This window comes from Mucilaginibacter aquaedulcis (genome assembly GCF_030409325.1).
GTDB classification, from domain to species: domain Bacteria; phylum Bacteroidota; class Bacteroidia; order Sphingobacteriales; family Sphingobacteriaceae; genus Mucilaginibacter; species Mucilaginibacter aquaedulcis.
Map to the genome: position 1 here is coordinate 2,500,088 of NZ_JAUFPR010000002.1, position 17,452 is coordinate 2,517,539.

Annotated in this window: 20 protein-coding genes; 6 read left to right on the top strand and 14 right to left on the bottom strand. The window is 41.7% G+C overall.

From position 1 onward, the window contains the following. Positions 1-6 precede the first annotated feature (6 nt). The 9 genes from rplV to QWZ01_RS14925 all read right to left on the bottom strand — a co-directional run bounded on the left by rplV (position 7) and on the right by QWZ01_RS14925 (position 6,673). Entirely contained in the window at positions 7-435 is a 429-nt protein-coding gene (gene rplV, locus QWZ01_RS14885; RefSeq protein ID WP_290324439.1) for a 50S ribosomal protein L22, read from the bottom strand. 6 nt (positions 436-441) lie between these two features. After that, entirely contained in the window at positions 442-708 is a 267-nt protein-coding gene (rpsS, locus tag QWZ01_RS14890; RefSeq protein ID WP_076377419.1) for a 30S ribosomal protein S19, read from the bottom strand. After that, positions 708-1,535 (bottom strand): 50S ribosomal protein L2, encoded by an 828-nt coding sequence (gene rplB / locus QWZ01_RS14895; protein ID WP_290324442.1) that lies wholly within the window; start codon positions 1,533-1,535, stop codon positions 708-710. The genes rpsS and rplB overlap by 1 nt, the downstream gene beginning before the upstream one ends. A gap of 7 nt (positions 1,536-1,542) precedes the next feature. Beyond that, entirely contained in the window at positions 1,543-1,833 is a 291-nt protein-coding gene (rplW, locus tag QWZ01_RS14900) for a 50S ribosomal protein L23 (protein WP_290324443.1), read from the bottom strand. Between the two features lie 2 nt (positions 1,834-1,835). Continuing rightward, on the bottom strand, positions 1,836-2,468 hold the full coding sequence (gene rplD, locus QWZ01_RS14905; RefSeq protein WP_290324446.1) for a 50S ribosomal protein L4: 633 nt from the start codon (positions 2,466-2,468) through the stop codon (positions 1,836-1,838). A gap of 1 nt (position 2,469) precedes the next feature. Beyond that, on the bottom strand, positions 2,470-3,087 hold the full coding sequence (gene rplC / locus QWZ01_RS14910; protein WP_290324448.1) for a 50S ribosomal protein L3: 618 nt from the start codon (positions 3,085-3,087) through the stop codon (positions 2,470-2,472). A 445-nt stretch (positions 3,088-3,532) separates the two neighbouring features. Beyond that, entirely contained in the window at positions 3,533-4,387 is an 855-nt protein-coding gene (locus QWZ01_RS14915) for an ATP-grasp fold amidoligase family protein (protein WP_290324451.1), read from the bottom strand. 336 nt (positions 4,388-4,723) lie between these two features. After that, positions 4,724-5,203: a hypothetical protein gene (locus QWZ01_RS14920; RefSeq protein WP_290324453.1), complete on the bottom strand. Its 480-nt coding sequence runs from the start codon at positions 5,201-5,203 to the stop codon at positions 4,724-4,726. Positions 5,204-5,413: 210 nt separating this feature from the next. After that, positions 5,414-6,673: a prephenate dehydrogenase gene (locus tag QWZ01_RS14925; RefSeq protein WP_290324455.1), complete on the bottom strand. Its 1,260-nt coding sequence runs from the start codon at positions 6,671-6,673 to the stop codon at positions 5,414-5,416. 127 nt (positions 6,674-6,800) lie between these two features. Between QWZ01_RS14925 and QWZ01_RS14930 the strand changes: the two genes are divergently transcribed. Continuing rightward, complete coding sequence (locus QWZ01_RS14930; protein WP_290324457.1) at positions 6,801-7,520, top strand: hypothetical protein; 720 nt, start codon at positions 6,801-6,803, stop codon at positions 7,518-7,520. 296 nt (positions 7,521-7,816) lie between these two features. Here QWZ01_RS14930 and QWZ01_RS14935 read toward each other — a convergent pair whose 3' ends face one another. Further along, on the bottom strand, positions 7,817-8,071 hold the full coding sequence (locus QWZ01_RS14935; protein WP_290324458.1) for a hypothetical protein: 255 nt from the start codon (positions 8,069-8,071) through the stop codon (positions 7,817-7,819). Positions 8,072-8,112: 41 nt separating this feature from the next. On the opposite strand from QWZ01_RS14935, the gene QWZ01_RS14940 reads away from it, so the two are divergent. Then, positions 8,113-8,736 carry an NUDIX hydrolase gene (locus QWZ01_RS14940; RefSeq protein WP_290324461.1) on the top strand — a complete coding sequence of 208 codons (624 nt, stop codon included), beginning with the start codon at positions 8,113-8,115 and terminating at the stop codon, positions 8,734-8,736. Between the two features lies 1 nt (position 8,737). On the opposite strand, the gene QWZ01_RS14945 is transcribed toward QWZ01_RS14940, so the two are convergent. The 4 genes from QWZ01_RS14945 to QWZ01_RS14960 all read right to left on the bottom strand — a co-directional run bounded on the left by QWZ01_RS14945 (position 8,738) and on the right by QWZ01_RS14960 (position 12,198). Beyond that, positions 8,738-9,448 (bottom strand): carboxypeptidase-like regulatory domain-containing protein, encoded by a 711-nt coding sequence (locus QWZ01_RS14945; protein ID WP_290324463.1) that lies wholly within the window; start codon positions 9,446-9,448, stop codon positions 8,738-8,740. Between the two features lie 221 nt (positions 9,449-9,669). Continuing rightward, the gene (locus QWZ01_RS14950) at positions 9,670-10,650 is read right to left on the bottom strand and encodes a toast rack family protein (RefSeq protein WP_290324465.1); all 981 of its coding nucleotides are present in this window, start codon (positions 10,648-10,650) and stop codon (positions 9,670-9,672) included. A gap of 85 nt (positions 10,651-10,735) precedes the next feature. Beyond that, positions 10,736-11,335, bottom strand: a complete 600-nt coding sequence (locus QWZ01_RS14955; RefSeq protein WP_290324467.1) for a PspC domain-containing protein — start codon at positions 11,333-11,335, stop codon at positions 10,736-10,738. A 158-nt stretch (positions 11,336-11,493) separates the two neighbouring features. Then, positions 11,494-12,198 (bottom strand): SDR family oxidoreductase, encoded by a 705-nt coding sequence (locus tag QWZ01_RS14960; protein ID WP_290324469.1) that lies wholly within the window; start codon positions 12,196-12,198, stop codon positions 11,494-11,496. A 1,050-nt stretch (positions 12,199-13,248) separates the two neighbouring features. Here QWZ01_RS14960 and QWZ01_RS14965 point away from each other — a divergent pair. The 4 genes from QWZ01_RS14965 to QWZ01_RS14980 all read left to right on the top strand — a co-directional run bounded on the left by QWZ01_RS14965 (position 13,249) and on the right by QWZ01_RS14980 (position 17,416). Continuing rightward, a complete protein-coding gene (locus QWZ01_RS14965; RefSeq protein ID WP_290324471.1) occupies positions 13,249-13,980 on the top strand; it encodes an MlaE family ABC transporter permease in 732 nt (243 codons plus the stop codon). Continuing rightward, positions 13,977-14,729: an ABC transporter ATP-binding protein gene (locus QWZ01_RS14970; RefSeq protein WP_290324472.1), complete on the top strand. Its 753-nt coding sequence runs from the start codon at positions 13,977-13,979 to the stop codon at positions 14,727-14,729. Before QWZ01_RS14965 ends, QWZ01_RS14970 begins: the two co-directional genes overlap by 4 nt. Positions 14,730-14,934: 205 nt before the next feature. Further along, positions 14,935-15,822 carry a class I SAM-dependent methyltransferase gene (locus tag QWZ01_RS14975; RefSeq protein WP_290324474.1) on the top strand — a complete coding sequence of 296 codons (888 nt, stop codon included), beginning with the start codon at positions 14,935-14,937 and terminating at the stop codon, positions 15,820-15,822. 7 nt (positions 15,823-15,829) lie between these two features. Continuing rightward, positions 15,830-17,416 carry an N-acyl-D-amino-acid deacylase family protein gene (locus tag QWZ01_RS14980; RefSeq protein WP_290324476.1) on the top strand — a complete coding sequence of 529 codons (1,587 nt, stop codon included), beginning with the start codon at positions 15,830-15,832 and terminating at the stop codon, positions 17,414-17,416. The last annotated feature ends 36 nt before the right edge of the window (positions 17,417-17,452 follow it).

Sequence of the window (17,452 nt, forward strand, 5' to 3'; positions counted from 1 at the left end):
TTCAAATTAATTATTAACGTTTTTACTATCCACAATAAGGGTTACATGGTTTGAGCGTTTACGGATACGGTATCCTCTTCCTTGCGGAGCAGGGCGTAACCTTTTCAGTTGACGGCCACCGCCTACTGATATTTCTTTTACATAAAGAGCGCTGTCTTCAACACGTTTGCCTTCGTTTTTTGCTTCCCAGTTTTTGATTGCTGATAACAAAAGCTTCTCTACACGGATAGCTGCTTCTTTATTGGTGTATTTTAATATGTACAACGCTTTTTCAACGTTTTCACCACGGATTAAATCAACCACCAAACGCATTTTGCGTGGTGAAGTTGGGCAGTCCTGTAACTTAGCAACAGAGGCGCCACCTACTTGAGCTTTCGCAGCTTCTTTTTGTTGCCTGATCAGTACAGACTTTTTAATTTTTGTTGTTGCTTCCATTGCCTGTTATTTTTTCTTCTCTGCGTGACCGCGGAATGTACGGGTTGGAGCAAACTCTCCCAGCTTGTGACCAACCATGTTTTCTGTTACATACACAGGTATAAATTTATTACCGTTGTGTACTGCGAATGTGTGACCAACGAAATCAGGAGAGATCATGGAACGACGTGACCATGTTTTTACAACTGATTTTTTGCTTGATTCATTCAAGGTAAGAACTTTTCTTTCCAGGTTATGATCAATATAAGGTCCTTTTTTAATTGAACGTGCCATTATTTTTTCCTTCTTTCAATGATATAACGATCCGACCCTTTTTTCTTATCACGAGTTTTGTAGCCTTTAGCTAACAATCCTTTACGTGAACGTGGATGACCACCTGAGGCTCTACCCTCACCACCACCCATAGGGTGATCTACCGGGTTCATGGCAACACCACGAACTCTTGGTCTGCGGCCCAACCAACGGTTACGGCCTGCTTTACCTAACACCGCGTTTGCTCTTTCGCCATTTGAAACGGTACCGATAGTTGCCAAGCAAGTTGACAAAATCATACGGGTTTCGCCTGAAGGCAATTTAATGATAGCATATTTACCATCGCGTGCTGAAAGCTGAGCGTATGTACCTGCACTACGTGCAATGATACCGCCCTGACCTGGGTTTAACTCAATATTGTGGATGATAGAACCTAACGGAATGTTTTTCAAAGGCATGGTATTACCAACCTCTGGTGCTGCACTCTCGCCAGATACAACTACCGTTCCAACTGTTAAGCCTTCCGGAGCTATCATATATCGTTTTTCACCATCAACAAAGTGTAGCAGTGCTATACGTGCAGAACGGTTAGGATCATACTCAATAGTTGCAACTCTTGCCGGGATATCAAACTTATTACGTTTAAAATCGATCAATCTGTAAGCCTGTTTGTGACCACCACCTAAGTAGCGCATGGTCATCTTACCGCTATGGTTACGTCCGCCTGATCTTGTATTGGCTGAAACAACCAATGATTTTTCAGGAACGTTTGTTGTAATATCTGAATTAGATACGTCAACTCTGAAGCGGGTACCCGGGGTAACCGGTTTAAATCTCTTTACTGCCATGTCTTAATTATATATTGCTGTAAAAATCAATTGTTTCACCGTCCTTCAACGTAATGATCGCTTTTTTGTAAGTTGCAATGCGGCCTTGTACGGCGCCTGCCTTAGTGTTGCGAGTTTTAAGTTTGCCGACGTATTTCATGGTGTTTACCGCTGTAACGTTTACACCATACATTGCCTCAATGGCGCCTTTAATCTGAATTTTGTTTGCTCTGTGATCAACTTTGAAAGCATAACGGTTAAGTTTCTCGGTTAATTGAGTTACTTTTTCAGTAAGTAAGGGTTTCTTTAAAATTTCCATAATTACTTAGCTAATGCTTCCTCCAAAGTTTTAACAGCGCCTGTAGTTAATAACAGTTTGCCAGCATTTAACACATCATAAGTGTTTAACTGTTCAACCGAAATAACTTTAGTTTTCTTCAGGTTTCTGCTTGATAAATACACATTGTTGTTTTCGGCACCTGCTACTACTAATAATGTTTTATCATTAGTAACATTCAGGTCGGCCTCCATTTTAATGTAAGTTTTAGTTTTGATGTTATCGAAGCTAAAATCTTCCAATACTAAAATGTTGTTATCTTTTGCTTTGTATGATAAAGCTGATTTACGTGCCAGTGATTTCAGTTTCTTGTTTAATTTGAAACTGTAATCGCGTGGTTGCGGACCGAAAACGCGACCACCACCATTAAATAATGGAGATTTTACGCTACCGGCACGGGCACCACCTGTACCTTTTTGTTTATATAATTTGCGGGTTGAACCTGCAATTTCGTTACGCTGTTTTGCTTTATGTGTACCCTGACGCTGGTTAGCTAAAAACTGCTTAACATCAAGATAAATCGCGTGATCGTTTGGTTCAATACCGAATACTGACTCAGGAAGCTGCACCTTGGCACCTGTTTCTTTACCTGATACGTTTAATACGTTAACTTCCATCTTATTTATCCACTATTACGAATGAACCCTTAGCTCCGGGGATGGAACCTTTAACAACCAACAGATTCTGCTCAGCGAAAACTTTCACAACTTCTAAGTTCTGAACTTTTACACGGGCGTTTCCGGTTTGACCTGCCATGCGCATACCTTTAAATACACGTGAAGGCCATGATGACGCACCTAAGGAACCTGGCGCACGTAAACGATTGTGCTGACCGTGAGTTTGCATACCCACACCACCAAAACCGTGACGTTTTACCACACCCTGAAAACCTTTACCTTTTGAGGTACCAACCACATCCACAAAATCTCCGGCAGCAAAAATCTCTACGGTAACTGTGTCACCTAAGTTTTTTTCGTCCTCGAAAGTTTTGAATTCTACCAGTTTACGCTTTGGAGCAGAACCGGCTTTTTGGAAGTGACCTTTTAAAGGCGCAGAAGTGTTTTTTTCCTTTTTGTCGCCATATGCCAACTGTACAGCTGCATACCCGTCTGAATCTACAGACTTAACTTGTGTTACCACGCAAGGGCCAGCTTCGATTACTGTGCAAGGGATGTTTTTCCCTGATTCATCGAAAATGCTGGTCATTCCTACTTTTTTACCAATAATTCCTGACATTTCTTTAATTTGTTTGTGCCCATCGAAGCAGTAGGGCTTCGTTCAAGGCATATTATTTCCCCCGAAAGGGACGGCAAAGATAGAAATTTTGTATTAACTCTCAAATAGTTAATGAATTATTTTTTAATATTTTTCCACATTGTTTTTTAACAGGGGTGCCCGGGGTATTTATATGAAGATGAACAGGTTTAATTTTATCGCCAAAATTCGGCTTTTGAGAGTTTACACCGACATGATAAAAAACGCGGCGTAAAACCGTTTGCCGGATAATATTTTTTTTTCAAAATTATTGTTGAGGTCTGTTATATTTTAAAATGTGTTTTGCATATAACCATTCATAAGGCCCATAAAAATATTAATAGCTGATATTGCCGGCGCCGTATATATTAAAAAAAGGGGCTAATATTAAATATTAGCCCCCTTTTACTGTTGATGAATAACTTAATTAAATTTTCCCGCCGCAGTATTTATCCCAGTAATCAATCAATAAACGCTGCCCAAAACTGGTAAAGCCATGGCCCATGCCGGGTGTTGGTGTAAACTCGCCAAATACGGCACCCTTATCGGTAGCATAAAGATCAATGCGGACAAAAATTTCGTAACCCTTACTTAATTCTTTTGCCATAGCTATCAATTCAGGCAAACATGCCGGTGGCGGGAAGTATGGCCCCGAAGGATAGATCTTATTAACTGATCGTAATAATTCCCATTGTTCACTATAAAAAGTACAGTTACCCGTTTTAGGGCTAAACCTGTTCACTACGTTAATACAGGCAATTTCACCGTTAAAGCAGAAGAATTTAAAGTCTTTATGAATTTTTTGCTCCGCTCCTTCGTCCTTCAAAAACTCCTCTGCCAAAAATTGCAGATGGGGGTTCTTGTTGAGCGCTTGTTGTAAAATGGCTTTTAACTCACCAGTGCTGTATGATTTTTCATCAAACAGGTTAAAGCCATTTTTCATCAGGAAAACCAGGTTTGACGAATGCCCAATGGTAGGCCTGATCACATAGTTTTCAGGAAGCTGGTTAAAATCAAACTCCTGTATGTTTCTGCCGCACCAGTACAGTTGAGGCACCCTACAACCATGGGCTATGGCAAAATTGCGTGAGTTATATTTATTACTCAGCCTTCTTTGCCAGTTTTTAACGTTTTTCCATTCATCCAGCGGATCCTCCGGGTGGAATAAGGTGTTTCTGATATCTTCGGCATCAGGATCCTGCCAAAAGTGTTTGTGCCTGTTTCTGATTCTGGTACCTATCATATCCGGTACCGGTAAAAAGCTACTGATAAATGCTAACATGGTATTACTGAAATAAGGTTAACCTGTACTTATTATATGCTTATGTTTTAAGCCGCGGAATGACTTGCAGGTCTGAACGGCTTAATTGCTTTGTTATTTATAAGATATTAATTACCAGGCTTTAATATAATTGCAACATAAAATTATTTAAAAATATTCGTTGTTGCTATATCACAATTTACAACGTGTAAAAAATGTTCGTTCATGCTCGCTTACTTATACATATTGTGTATAATTTTAAAGGGGATATTCACACAGATGAGAAATAATTGATTTACAGATTAGCAAGGCAATGTCATAACTTGCGGCGTTACTACCGAATGGGAATATTAATGTTTATTTCCTGATAACAACTATATCTGTATTTGCATAAGCTACCGGGGCGCTCTTATTCACCTGAACTTTTGTAACAACAATGCTTGAACTGCATTCGCTTTTGATGTTCTCGAGTGTACTTATTAACGTATCCGTTTTTAAATTTTTGATCTTAATAAAGCAGGTATCCGCCATCCTGCCAAGTGGAACTATATATTTAAAATGATCGCCCGAGCCGTTATTGATAGTTTGCGGGGGAGATAAGGAGTCGACTTTATTACTGGCATTTTTAAATACCACCTTAATATCATTCATGGAATAAGTGGGCTTCGCCGAAAAGAAAAGATCGGCCCCTGTAGTTTTATCAACTACCTGAAAGGTATAGCCGGGTAAAATTAAAGCAGCAGGCACAATTAAACAGTTTGCTTTCTCTTTTTTGGTGCAGGAGATACAGGCCAGCAAAAGCAGCAGAACTGCGCGGTATTGAATTGATCTTTTCATAAACGGTTTGATAATCTGGTTATAATTACCTTACGTTCATGATATTAGAAATGATACAGTAATGTTAAAATACCTAACCTAATAATGACCAAGTTGTCATGTTGAACCTGTGAAAGCATGGTGGGGTGGCCTCTACGCGCGATCCTTCGACAAGCTCATGATGACAAGCCCTCCAATCCGAAATCGAACATCCGGAATCCCAAATTCCAATTAATCCACCATCAGCCTCCTGATGAGTTCGGCGCTTTGCTTTTTGCCTTCCTCCAGACGGCCGTCAAAGAATGACTGCACATCGTTAAAATGCTTTTTGTAGCCTTCCATATCGCCATAACCAATAATTGACGACCATTCCCTCACGGCCGAGTGAAACTCCAGATCGTCGCCGCGGATGGTTTTATCGTATAAGGCTGTTTCTATTGATTCTTCCAGCAGTTCCTCGTTCTTGAACAAGTATTCGGCAATACCTAAGCGCAGGCGAAATGGCGGTGTTTGGCAAATGAGGTTATCATACGGGTTTACATCCAGGTGATACCAGGCATCAACCATACTCAAAATACTCAGGTGCGAGTTGGGTTTTTGCTGCTCAGGCTTCTGCGACAGCGAAAACTCTTTCATAACCGTATCATTAAGCATAATGGGCTTGCGGCTTTCATGAAAAACAAAGTCGCGCGCACGATACAAACGTTCCCTGAAGGTTTTGGCCTCCTCCTTGATCATGAGCTTAAACAACTCCGATTCTGATTCGGCATAGCGTTTTACCTGCTGCTTGGCATAAGGATTCAGTATTGCTAAACCGGCATATACGTGTGCCTTATAGCTAAATATACGCAGGGTAGTTAATATCTTCACATTATCGATACCCCCTAAATAGGAGGCATTTTCCCAGGGGAAAAATCCTGCCGATTTCCATGCGGTGCCCATACTTTCAAAGCCTACATGGGTTACGGCCTGGGTATCGGCTACAATTTTATCATGCTCGTGATAGTCGGCAATCTCTACAATATGGCTGCCGATGTCATTAAACAAATCATACATCCGCTTATAGGCATCGGGGCTGGCGCGGTGTGGGATCAGAATAAGGGTTTGGCCGGCAGGTTCAAAACCCGGCCCGTGCATACCGTGAAAAGTAATAATCTGGGTATCAGATGGCAGGTATTTCTCAAAAGTGGTTATCTCCGGATGTTTTACCGAGGTTTGCCCGGCCACAATGGCACCATATTTAGTCAGCGGACCGCACTCGGCAACCACAGCTTCCATTTTATCGGCCTCTACAGAATAAATGATCAGGTCATTGGTGCGGGAAACCTCTTTGCCGCTATCCATTATGGTTATTTTATAAGGTGACAGCTCTTCTTCCAGCTTGTTCCTGTTTTCGGGCAAATCGCATCCGCAAACGGTGTAGCCAGCTTTTGCAAAAGCCTTCGCATACAGGCGCCCCATGTCGCCTAAGCCAATAATACCTATATTCATGCCGCTAATATAACCATGAGTAGCAAAATTACGTATGAAACCTTACATTAGCCCCCATAAACACAGAATATCAATAACAAAAAACTATTAATATCCTGATTTGTTAACATTGGATACCTAATTTTACATGATGAACAAGCCCTTTTTATTCCGTACCTGTATTTTAATGATCGTTTTTTTTAGCTGCATTATCGGAGCCCGTGCCCAGGATACTACTAAAAAAGCAAGCGGCTTAAAACCCGCCGTTACAAAACTTGCTGCGGTAAAACCTGCTGTGCCTGCTAATCCATCAACTAATCCATACGTACAGCCCAAGCCCACCGCCAAGGATTCGGCATTAGTGAAAGACAAATCATTGAACGGCCAGTATCAGTATTTATTAAGTAAGCTGTTCCATTATCAGCAGCCGCTGGCATCGGCCCTTTGGAAAAACATGCGCGATACGTTGAATACAGAGCGCCGGAAACTTGCCGCTGCACAATCAAAGCTTGATGCTCAAAATAAAGATATCAGCACCCTTAAAACGGACGCAACTACTAAAGATCAAACACTTTCTGAAGCCAACGCCAAGCGCGACGAAATAAGCCTTCTGGGCATTTCTTTTACCAAAGCATCCTACAACTTAGTAATGTGGGGCCTGGTTATTGCATTTGGAGTGATAGCCGCCATTGTTATTGCCCGCTCGGGCGCGCATAGCCGCGAGGCCAAATATCGCATCAAACTATACGAAGAGCTTGATGAGGAATACAAAACCTACAAAACCAAAGCCAACGAAAAAGAAAAGAAACTTGCCCGCGAACTCCAAACCGAACGCAACAAGCTTGATGAGCTTTTAGGCAGAGGATAGTTTTGGGATTTGGGGAGTCTGATTTTTATAATAATATTTCGTGTGATATAGATTGCTTGGTGAGCTTGCAAATTGTAAAACGCTCAATTGCCGCTAAGGCTGTCACTTTTCCTTGATGAAAAGTAACCAAAAATCAAGACAAAAAAAAGCTTCTCCCCACAGGCAAAACTCCCGGCCCGCTTTTTTGTCAGGCATTTACCCGCAATCTTTTCATTCCAAGCTTTTTATTCAATATTATAAATTCTGTTAATTCCTTAATTCGATAAATTCTCGTTCAAACATTCAGCAGATCAGCTTCAGGCGAAAAGCAGGCAGAACATGTTGGCCTGTGTGTTAGGAGGGGCATTAGCAAACCTTGCCGAAGCAGGGCAATGAGCGAACGAAGTGGAGGTAAGGTTTAGCAGGCCGTGGTTCTGGCTGCTTTGCAGGGTAAAGGCCTGTGCGGCAAAGAAGCCTCTCTGCTGAAAGCCTTTTTGGTTACTTTTGTGGCGACAAAAGTGACTGGCCCTCCTGCGGCCAGGAGCGCGACTTCGCTTCGCACTATTTGCCAAACCACACACAGCTCCTTAACAATTGTTATTATATTGCCCCCATGAACAACGCTGAACTGTTAACCCTGATAACTCAATTACGATCTGTTGCCGATACCGGCTTGTTATACGCCAAAAACGAGTATGATGTAGAACGTTATACCGAGCTGCGTCATATCAGTATCCAGATGCTGGATAAGGTAACCGGCTTTGGCGAGGATACCATTAACATCCTTTTCCCGCAGGCTAAAGACTACCCTACCGCCAAAGTTGATGTAAGGGGCATACTATTATCTGCCGATAACAAGATATTGCTGGCTCGTGAAAGTGCCGACGGCAAATGGTCGTTACCGGGCGGATGGGCCGATATTGGCTATAGCGCCAAGGAGGTAATTGTTAAAGAGTTTGAGGAAGAAACCGGACTTACCGTAGTGCCCGAAAAACTGCTGGCCGTTTTTGATAAAAAGATGCACCCTCACCCACCCCAGCCGTTTTATGTTTACAAAATGGTTTTCCATTGCAGGGCCATGTCATCGGTAATTAACAAGGGTTTTGATGTGCTTGATGTGCAATATTTTGACATCAACAATCTGCCCGAACTATCTGAGGATCGTATATTAAAAAGCCAGATAGAATTACTTTACGAAAAAATCCTATCTGGCGATAACAGCGTTTATGCCGATTAATTTACTGATCGCTTAGCTTTACGCCTGTGTTGGTAAGCTTTGGCAGCGTGCGTTTATCTGCCGGCAGGGTCATGAATTTTTTGTATGAATCGTTGATGTATACTGTTAACGATTGGCCATTGTTGTTTTTCAAAAAGGCGTAGGTTGGGCGGTAAAGGGTCATGAAGTTCTCCAGTTCTTGACCGCGCAATGGCACCAGGCTTTCTACATAGGTAACATTAAATACCTCGTCAACATGCCTTTCTTCTTCCTCGTGTTTAAAGTATTTCTTTAAGCGGCGGGCATCACGGGCATCCTTGCTGAACCATGATGACGGCGACAGTGGATAAACCTTACTCTTGGTATATATTTCGGGATACTCCCGGTGCGCATCAAATGACTGCCTTGTTGAGGTAACTTCAACCTGGCGCAGGGCTATGGTTTTGGTAACCATCTCTACCCGTTTGGGAGCCAGATTAGTTACATATAATGTATCAGATACATAACCCGGCGATTCAAATATCAGGGTGTGCCCTGTTTCTACATTGATAGAGAAGTTTCCTTTATCGTCGGTAATGGTTATTTGTTTTTTATTGTTATCGTCGCGGATAAAAACGTTGGGCATACGGGTGCTTTTGCCCGATTCGTAAACAGTACCCTTTAACGTGCTTTGTGCATTAACGGTACCCGCCATAAAAAGTGCGGAAAATAATATAAGATAGTTAGGTTTCATGGCAGATCAATTAAGCTGTAAATTAAACCTATTTTTTGCAATAATGGTTTTGAATTTAACACTTTTAAAAGCGTGTAATCAATTAATGACACAATAGTGAGGCTAAACACGCAAAATTGCCATAACACCGGTAGCCATATAACAAACAAGCCGCCTCATGATAACTCATGAAGCGGCCCGCAAACTTATTATATATACTGTCCCGGTATCGGTCAAATAAATTAATACCTGTTAACTTTAAAATCAGATACACCCCCACTCATGTGGATGTATATTTTGTTTTTTGCCGCGTCAAAACCCGGTGTTTCATAGCGGCCATCGTCCTTTTTATCAAAACCGGCAAACTCGTTTGATGACAGGCCCGAGTTTGTACGGATACTGCAGGCTGCACCTGTGGGTACGTTAATGTTCACTTCCGAAACGCCGGTAGCAACCTCCACATTAGTACTTGCCAAAGGGTTTCCGAGCTTTATATCAAATGATGCTGCCCCACCCTTTAAAGTTAAGTTTTTTATTTTGAATTTGGTAAGGTCAAAATCAAGTTTTGTAGCCCCTGTTTCTACATTAATATCCCACACCGGGTTAGGGTTCAGCTTAATATCGGCCTGGTTGGCTTTATTGTCATCTGAGTTAAAATGCCAGCCTTTGTTGTTCTTCATGCGCAGGTTAAGCACATATACCGAATCTTCCTTGTTTGATGTAAATTCATATTTACCGTAAAACTCCTTGGTTTCGGCTTTGAAAAGCTGGCTGGTAGTATCATTTAAGGTATAAGTGGTACCGCCGCCATTGATATTAAGGCGGGCCAGTTTGGCATCGGGTGTATAATCCTTATTAAAAACGCTGCTGCCTTCTAATTTAACAACGCCGTGATCGGTGCTGGTGGTGTCGCTGTCGTCATCATCATCGTCGTCTTTATCGTTATATTGGAAATTATATTTGCCAGGCCAAAAGCTATAGCGTTCAAAATGTCCGAATATAAGCAGGCCAAAACCCAATATCACTACTGATAGCTTGAGGATGGTAGCCCAGGCCGATCTGTTACCGGCAAAAACCAGGTTAACGCCCCCCATAATTAAAAATATAGGCCATAAGTGGATGATGTTCATCCAGTGAAAATCAATGTAACCAAAGTTGTTAAGCAGGAATATGGCTCCTATGCATACCAGGATAGCACCCGGAACTAATTTATCATTTTTCATTTTAGTATTTTTAAATGGTTATGAAACTAAACGGGGTTTTATTTTTCCGGTTAATGGAAACCTCCCCTTTTGAATTTCCTAGTTTTTATATGGTTGGTGGCGGAGTATCTGTTGATTTATCTTCCTGTGCAGGCTCATCATCTTTATGCAGGGTATCATCTTTGATCTCCTCTTTATCTGTGGTTTCTTCAGCATTATGCCAGTTGTCTTTTTCCCAAGGCTTTTTCTTTTCGCCCGATACCATAATGGCCAAACCTGCAACCACTAAAATTACCGGCCACAACTTACCCATGTGCCAAAACCTGAACAGGTGCAACTCATGTAGCAGGAATGATCCGCCGACAAATATCAGTATCACACCAAAAATGAGTCCTGCGGTTGATGCATTTTGTTTAGGCGTTTTAACAAAAGGGTCGCCGGGTTGCGGTGGTACGCTGCCAAAAGGATTAGATGAATCCTGTGGCGGCACCCTATAGTCAACACCCGGGTTAAAATAGTTATAATCTTTTTTAGGCAGTACGATCCATAAAACAAGGTAAACCATAAAACCGGTGCCCATGAAAATAAATGTGAGTAAGAACAGGGCACGTATAATAGCTATATCGATGTCAAAATAGTCGGCCAAACCTGCGCAAACACCGCCTATTACCTTGCGGCGATCATCGCGATAGAGTTTCTTTTCCATAATTGTTAGTATAGTGAGTGATTTATGACTCAAATGTGCTAACTATAGCTGTTTTACCGTAATGCTTTTAGGTGAAAGTAACCAATTTTTCGGTAAAGCACCTGAAAATACCGACGAACGATCCTGCTTTCAGCACTGGTTTTTATATAAATTAATGCTTATATCTGGCCGGGTGCAGGCTTAATAATTATTTCATCAACATTAGCTCCTGTACTCATTTTATATATGTTGATGATGGCCGAAGCTATATCCTCCGGTAACACCATAGTATCTTTATCAACCACGGCATCTTTCCATGAATCGGTTAACGTTGAGCCCGGAATTACGGCGGTTACCTTTACGCCATGTTCCTGCATTTCATAACGCATCAGTTTAGTTAACCCCAGCAAAGCGTATTTGGTTACGCTGTAGGCACCCGCAGCCGCTATAGGGTTTAATGAGGCTACAGAACATATATTAAAGAAATGGCCTTTGCGGGCGTTTTTCATGGTTTTGCCAAAGTGGCGGTACAGCTCATAGGCCGGCATCAGGTTGGTGTTGAGCTGGCTGGTAAATACATCATCGCCTTCATCCAATATACTGGCAGGTACAAAAGAGCCCAGGCTGTTCACTACAACATCAATAAAACCTAATTCCTGTTCGGCGGCTGCGGCAAATTGCAGCAACTGAGCCTTATTACTGCCATCTGTTACCTTAGCAAAAACCTTAATATCGGGATATGTAGTTTGCAGTTCGGCTTTAAACTTTAACAGTTCCTGCTCATTGCGTGAACATATTGCTACGTTTAACCCTTCGTTAGCAAATGAAATTGTAATAGAGCGGCCCATTCCTTTTGTTGAACCGGTAATAAGAGCATTCTTCATTGTATTTGTTATTGTTGTTTTAGTAAATAATTGAGGCACTAAAATGCGTCTTTAATTAAGGAATAGGCATTATTGTATATTCCGCAGACCAATATAAATAGTTTCGCCCAATATCATTACAAAATAAAAAAGGGCGTTAGCACCGAACTAACACCCTTGATTTTACCAACGTAGAAATGATAAATTAACTTACTACCTTTTTATACGCTTAAACAATTTATAAGTTACCAAATGAAAATAAAAAACCCCGGCAGCCAGGCAACCGGGGTTGTGCATCGAAGTTATCCTCAAAACTCCATGCTTTGGGGTTAGCTATTATTTATCGTTTAATTATGGGATTGCAGTTAATGGTGTAAGTTTTGATTAAGGGGGAAATGATCAATTACTTAAACCTGCCTTCATGAAAAATATACAATGTTATTACTATGAGTAAAACTATTATAACTATTACCTTAATAAATACTCCCTTACTCTCGCCTCTCATTTATTTTTTTAAAACTCCCGGATAAAGCACACCGGGAGAGATAATATACCAACAACTTTTACAAATAACAAGCTTGTATACGTGATAGTTAAGCAAAAAGTTTTGCATAAAAAACCCCGGCATATTAATTAAAATATAACCAGGGTAATTAAACGATAAAATAACCCCTTACTTTATCATCAGTACAACAACCTCGTATGTATTAAGATGTTTTGAACGTTTAAACAACCTGAGGTTGTAAATATGAGAAATAATAGGTCATTATAGGTTATTTAATAACTTATTTATCATTTTATATTTTTTAAGATACTATAAGAAAGAATGCTTTTAATCTTTAATACATTCGTTTTTTTACCCTTTGCAAGTAATGGAATATCTTACAAAGCATTTATTATCTTTGAGCGTTTGAAAGTTTTGGTTGTGTGTAGCCAAACAGTTTCATCGTTCTAAGGTTATATGTGTAAAATAAGCAATTATTTTGTCCGTTTTTTGTCCCTTTAGGCTTAAATTGGTTCAAAGTGCACACAAATTAAAAACGTATTTTTAACCGATTTTTAAAATAACAAATGTTTCAAAGTTTAGGGAAATACATACTACTACTGCGTTTAAGTTTCAGGAAGCCTGAAAAATTTAGTGTATACTGGAGCGAAGTAATGCGTGAAATGGTTTCGGTGGGTGTAGGCTCGCTGGGTATTATCGCCGTTATTTCGGTGTTTATAGGCGCGGTAGCCACCATTCAAACCGCATTTCAGCTGGTGAGCGATTTTATTCCCAAAACTATTGTAGGCGGTATCACCCGCGATTCAACCATACTGGAGTTTAGCCCTACTATTTCGGCCCTGGTATTGGCCGGGCGTGTAGGCTCGAGCATGGCATCGCAAATAGGCACCATGCGGGTAACCGAACAGATAGATGCTTTGGAAATTATGGGCGTAAATGCTCCGGGATATTTGATCTCGCCTAAAATCATAGCGGGCGTAAGTATGATTCCCTTATTAGTTATTGTATCGGTTATTTTAGGTTTAAGTGGCGGTTACCTTGCTTGTGCCGCATCAAAAGAAGTTTCAACTGCCGATTATGTAACCGGTTTAACCGACGGCTTTAACCCTCTTATTGTTACGGTATGTGCTGTTAAAGCTATATTTTTCGGCTTCATTATTACATCCATCTGCTCATACCAGGGTTTTTATACCGATGGCGGATCCCTTGAAGTTGGTCAGTCGGCCACACGCGGTGTGGTTTGGAGCTGTATCATGATTTTATTTGTGGATCTGATTATATCACGCCTGCTACTATGATTGAAATTAAAGACATCTACAAAACATTTGGCGAAAACGAGGTACTCAAGGGTATAAGCGCGATATTTAAACCAGGTAAAAACAATCTCATTATCGGAGGTTCAGGTTCGGGTAAAACCACTTTACTAAAATGTATTGTTGGCCTGCATGACCCTACCAAGGGTGATGTGATCTTCAATGGCGAAAACTTTACCGACATGGATTTTGAACAAAGGGTACCCATCCGTACCCAAATAGGTATGCTTTTCCAAAACTCGGCCCTGTTTGATTCTATGACCGTGGAAGAGAACATCATGTTTCCCCTCAACCTGTTCACCACCCAGTCAAAAGCCGAAAAGCTGGAGCGTGCCAATTTTTGCCTCGAAAGGGTTAACCTTGTCGGTAAAAATAAATTATACCCATCAGAGCTTTCGGGCGGTATGAAAAAACGTGTGGGTATTGCCCGCGCCATATCCATGCAGCCTAAATACCTGTTTGTGGACGAACCCAACTCGGGCCTCGACCCTAAAACATCTATCCTCATTGATGAACTCATTAACGAACTTACCGAAGAATACCAGATAACTACCGTAGTGGTTACCCACGATATGAACTCGGTAATGGGCATTGGCGATCATATCTTGTTTTTACACCAGGGTAAAAAATGGTGGGAAGGCAGCAACAAGGAAATTGCCCACACCGATAACAAAGAACTTAACGACTTTGTATTCGCCAGCAAATTCATGCAGGCAGCTAAGGCGAAGCTATAAATTCTTAATATCAAGTAGTTAGTATCAAGTATCAGGACCATTTAACTGACTAATACAGGTATCAATCTGTATTAACTTGTACTATGTCATTTTTTGATACCTGATTACTAACTACCTGATACCAAAAAAGAATATTAAATTTGCGCCTTGTATCAAAGGCACAGTTAGTCTTGATACTTGATACTAACTACTTGATACTAAAAGAATGATTCAACTATTAACCCCAACGCACTGGAAAGATTACGAACTGATTGATTGCGGCGACTTTGAAAAGCTGGAACGCTTTGGGAACATTATACTCATCAGGCCCGAGCCTCAGGCTGTTTGGAGCAAGCAATTGCCCGCTTCTGAATGGCAGCGCCTGCACCATATTAAATTTAAAGGCCGCTCGGCTACAGCCGGCGACTGGATAAAGAAAGACCAGAAAACTCCTGACCGCTGGCATATTGAATATAAAAATAAAGATGCAGCCATTAAGTTCAGGTTGGGTTTAACCTCATTCAAGCACCTTGGTATATTCCCAGAGCAAGCCGTAAATTGGGATTACATCTCTCAAAACATCAAAAAATTTAAAACTCCGCAGCCTAAAGTGCTTAACCTGTTTGCCTATACCGGCGGCGCATCGTTAATTGCACAGGCGGCAGGTGCCGATACCACCCACGTTGATTCTATAAAGCAGGTGGTTACCTGGGCCAATGAAAATCAGGAAATCTCTGGCCTCAGCAACATCCGCTGGGTGGTGGAAGATGCGCTTAAATTTGTTAAGCGCGAACTTAAACGCGGCAAAAAATACAACGGTATCATCCTTGACCCGCCGGCATACGGCAACGGCCCTAACGGCGAAAAATGGAAACTGGAAGATAACATCAACGAAATGATGGCCGATGTGATCCAACTGCTTGATCCGGAAGAACACTTCCTGATCCTGAATACCTATTCGCTTGGTTTTTCATCTGTCATTATCGAAAACCTGATTAAAAGCGCTTACCCTAAAGTAGAGAACCTTGAAATTGGTGAGCTTTACCTGCAGGCCACTGCCGGGTCAAAACTACCGCTTGGGGTTTTCGGAAAATTCTTTAAAACGCGTTCATAGTTAAGGTATGCTCAGAAAAAGGCTGTATACCGTATTTCTGTTACTGATAATAGCATCCGTCGGTTACGCGCAGCAACGTTTTGACATAATTTTAAAGAATGGCAAGATCATAGATGGCGCAGGCAATCCATGGTTTTATGGGGATGTGGGCATCGTTAAAGATAAGATCATCGGTATTGGCGATCTTTCCAAAAGCCAGGCTGCCAAAACCATTGATGCTACCGGACTCATCATCGCTCCCGGTTTTATTGATGTGCATACCCATATTGAGGGCGACGAAAAGAAAACCCCTACTGCCGATAATTTCATTTACGATGGCGTAACCACGGTAATTACCGGTAATTGCGGTAGTTCAAACATTAATATAGCACAATACTTTAAACAACTGGAAAGCACCAAACTTTCAGTAAACGTAGCCAGTTTAATTGGGCACAATGATGTGCGCGAGGCTGTTTTAGGCAAAGCCGCTGTAACCCCTACCGCTACTCAATTACTAAAAATGCAGGGCATTGTTGAACAGGCCATGCGCGATGGCGCTGTTGGATTTTCAACAGGTTTAATTTATACACCTGGCCTGTACTCTAAAACTCCCGAAGTTATTGCTTTGGCAAAGGCAAGTGCCAAATACCATGGTGTGTACACTTCGCACATGCGTAACGAGACCGATAAGATATTTGATGCCATTGCCGAGGCAATTGATATTGGCAGGCAAGCCAACATGCCGGTCGAGATCTCGCACTTTAAGGTTGGTTTGCCCAACTGGAACTGTTCGGCCGATATGATTGCCATGGTAGAGAAAGCACGCCAGGAGGGTTTGGATGTTACCGTTGATCAATACCCATATACAGCCAGCAGCACTACCTTAAATGTGCTCCTGCCCGATTGGCTGCAGGATGGGGGACACGATTCGGTATTGAAAAGATTGAACAATCCGCTGATTCATCAAAAGGTGGTTGCCGAAATGATCACAGATATGCAAAGGCGCACCCGTCAGCATTTTGATTACGCCGTGGTGGCCCACTGCGATGGCGATCCATCCATCAACGGGAAAAACATTATGCAGATCAATATGGATAAGGGGCGGCCATCAACCATTCCTAATGAAATTGAAACCATCCTTGATATTACCAAAGCTGGCAGTGCATCAATGGTTTTTCATGGCTTAAACGAGGACGATGTAACCCGCATATTGCAATATCCGCTCACCATGGTAGCGTCTGATTCAGGCATCCGCCTGTTTGGCTCAGGCGTGCCGCACCCGCGGGGTTACGGCAGCAATGCAAGGGTACTGGCTTATTATGTTCGCGAAAAAGGAGCCATCAGGCTGGAGGATGCCATACGGAAAATGACTTCACTGCCTGCCCAAAAATTCCACCTTACCAACCGTGGGTTGTTACAGCCGGGGATGTTTGCAGATATTGTTATCTTTGACGCCGGTTCGGTAAAGGATCAATCAACTTTTGAACATCCTCACGCCTACTCAACTGGTTTTAAATACGTTTTGGTAAACGGAAACATAACTGTTGATAATTTTAAACACATTGGTACCAGAAAAGGTGTTATTTTGCGCGGCCCCGGGTATCAACAGAAATAATTAATAATTAACAACTTATAACACTTACTATATCCT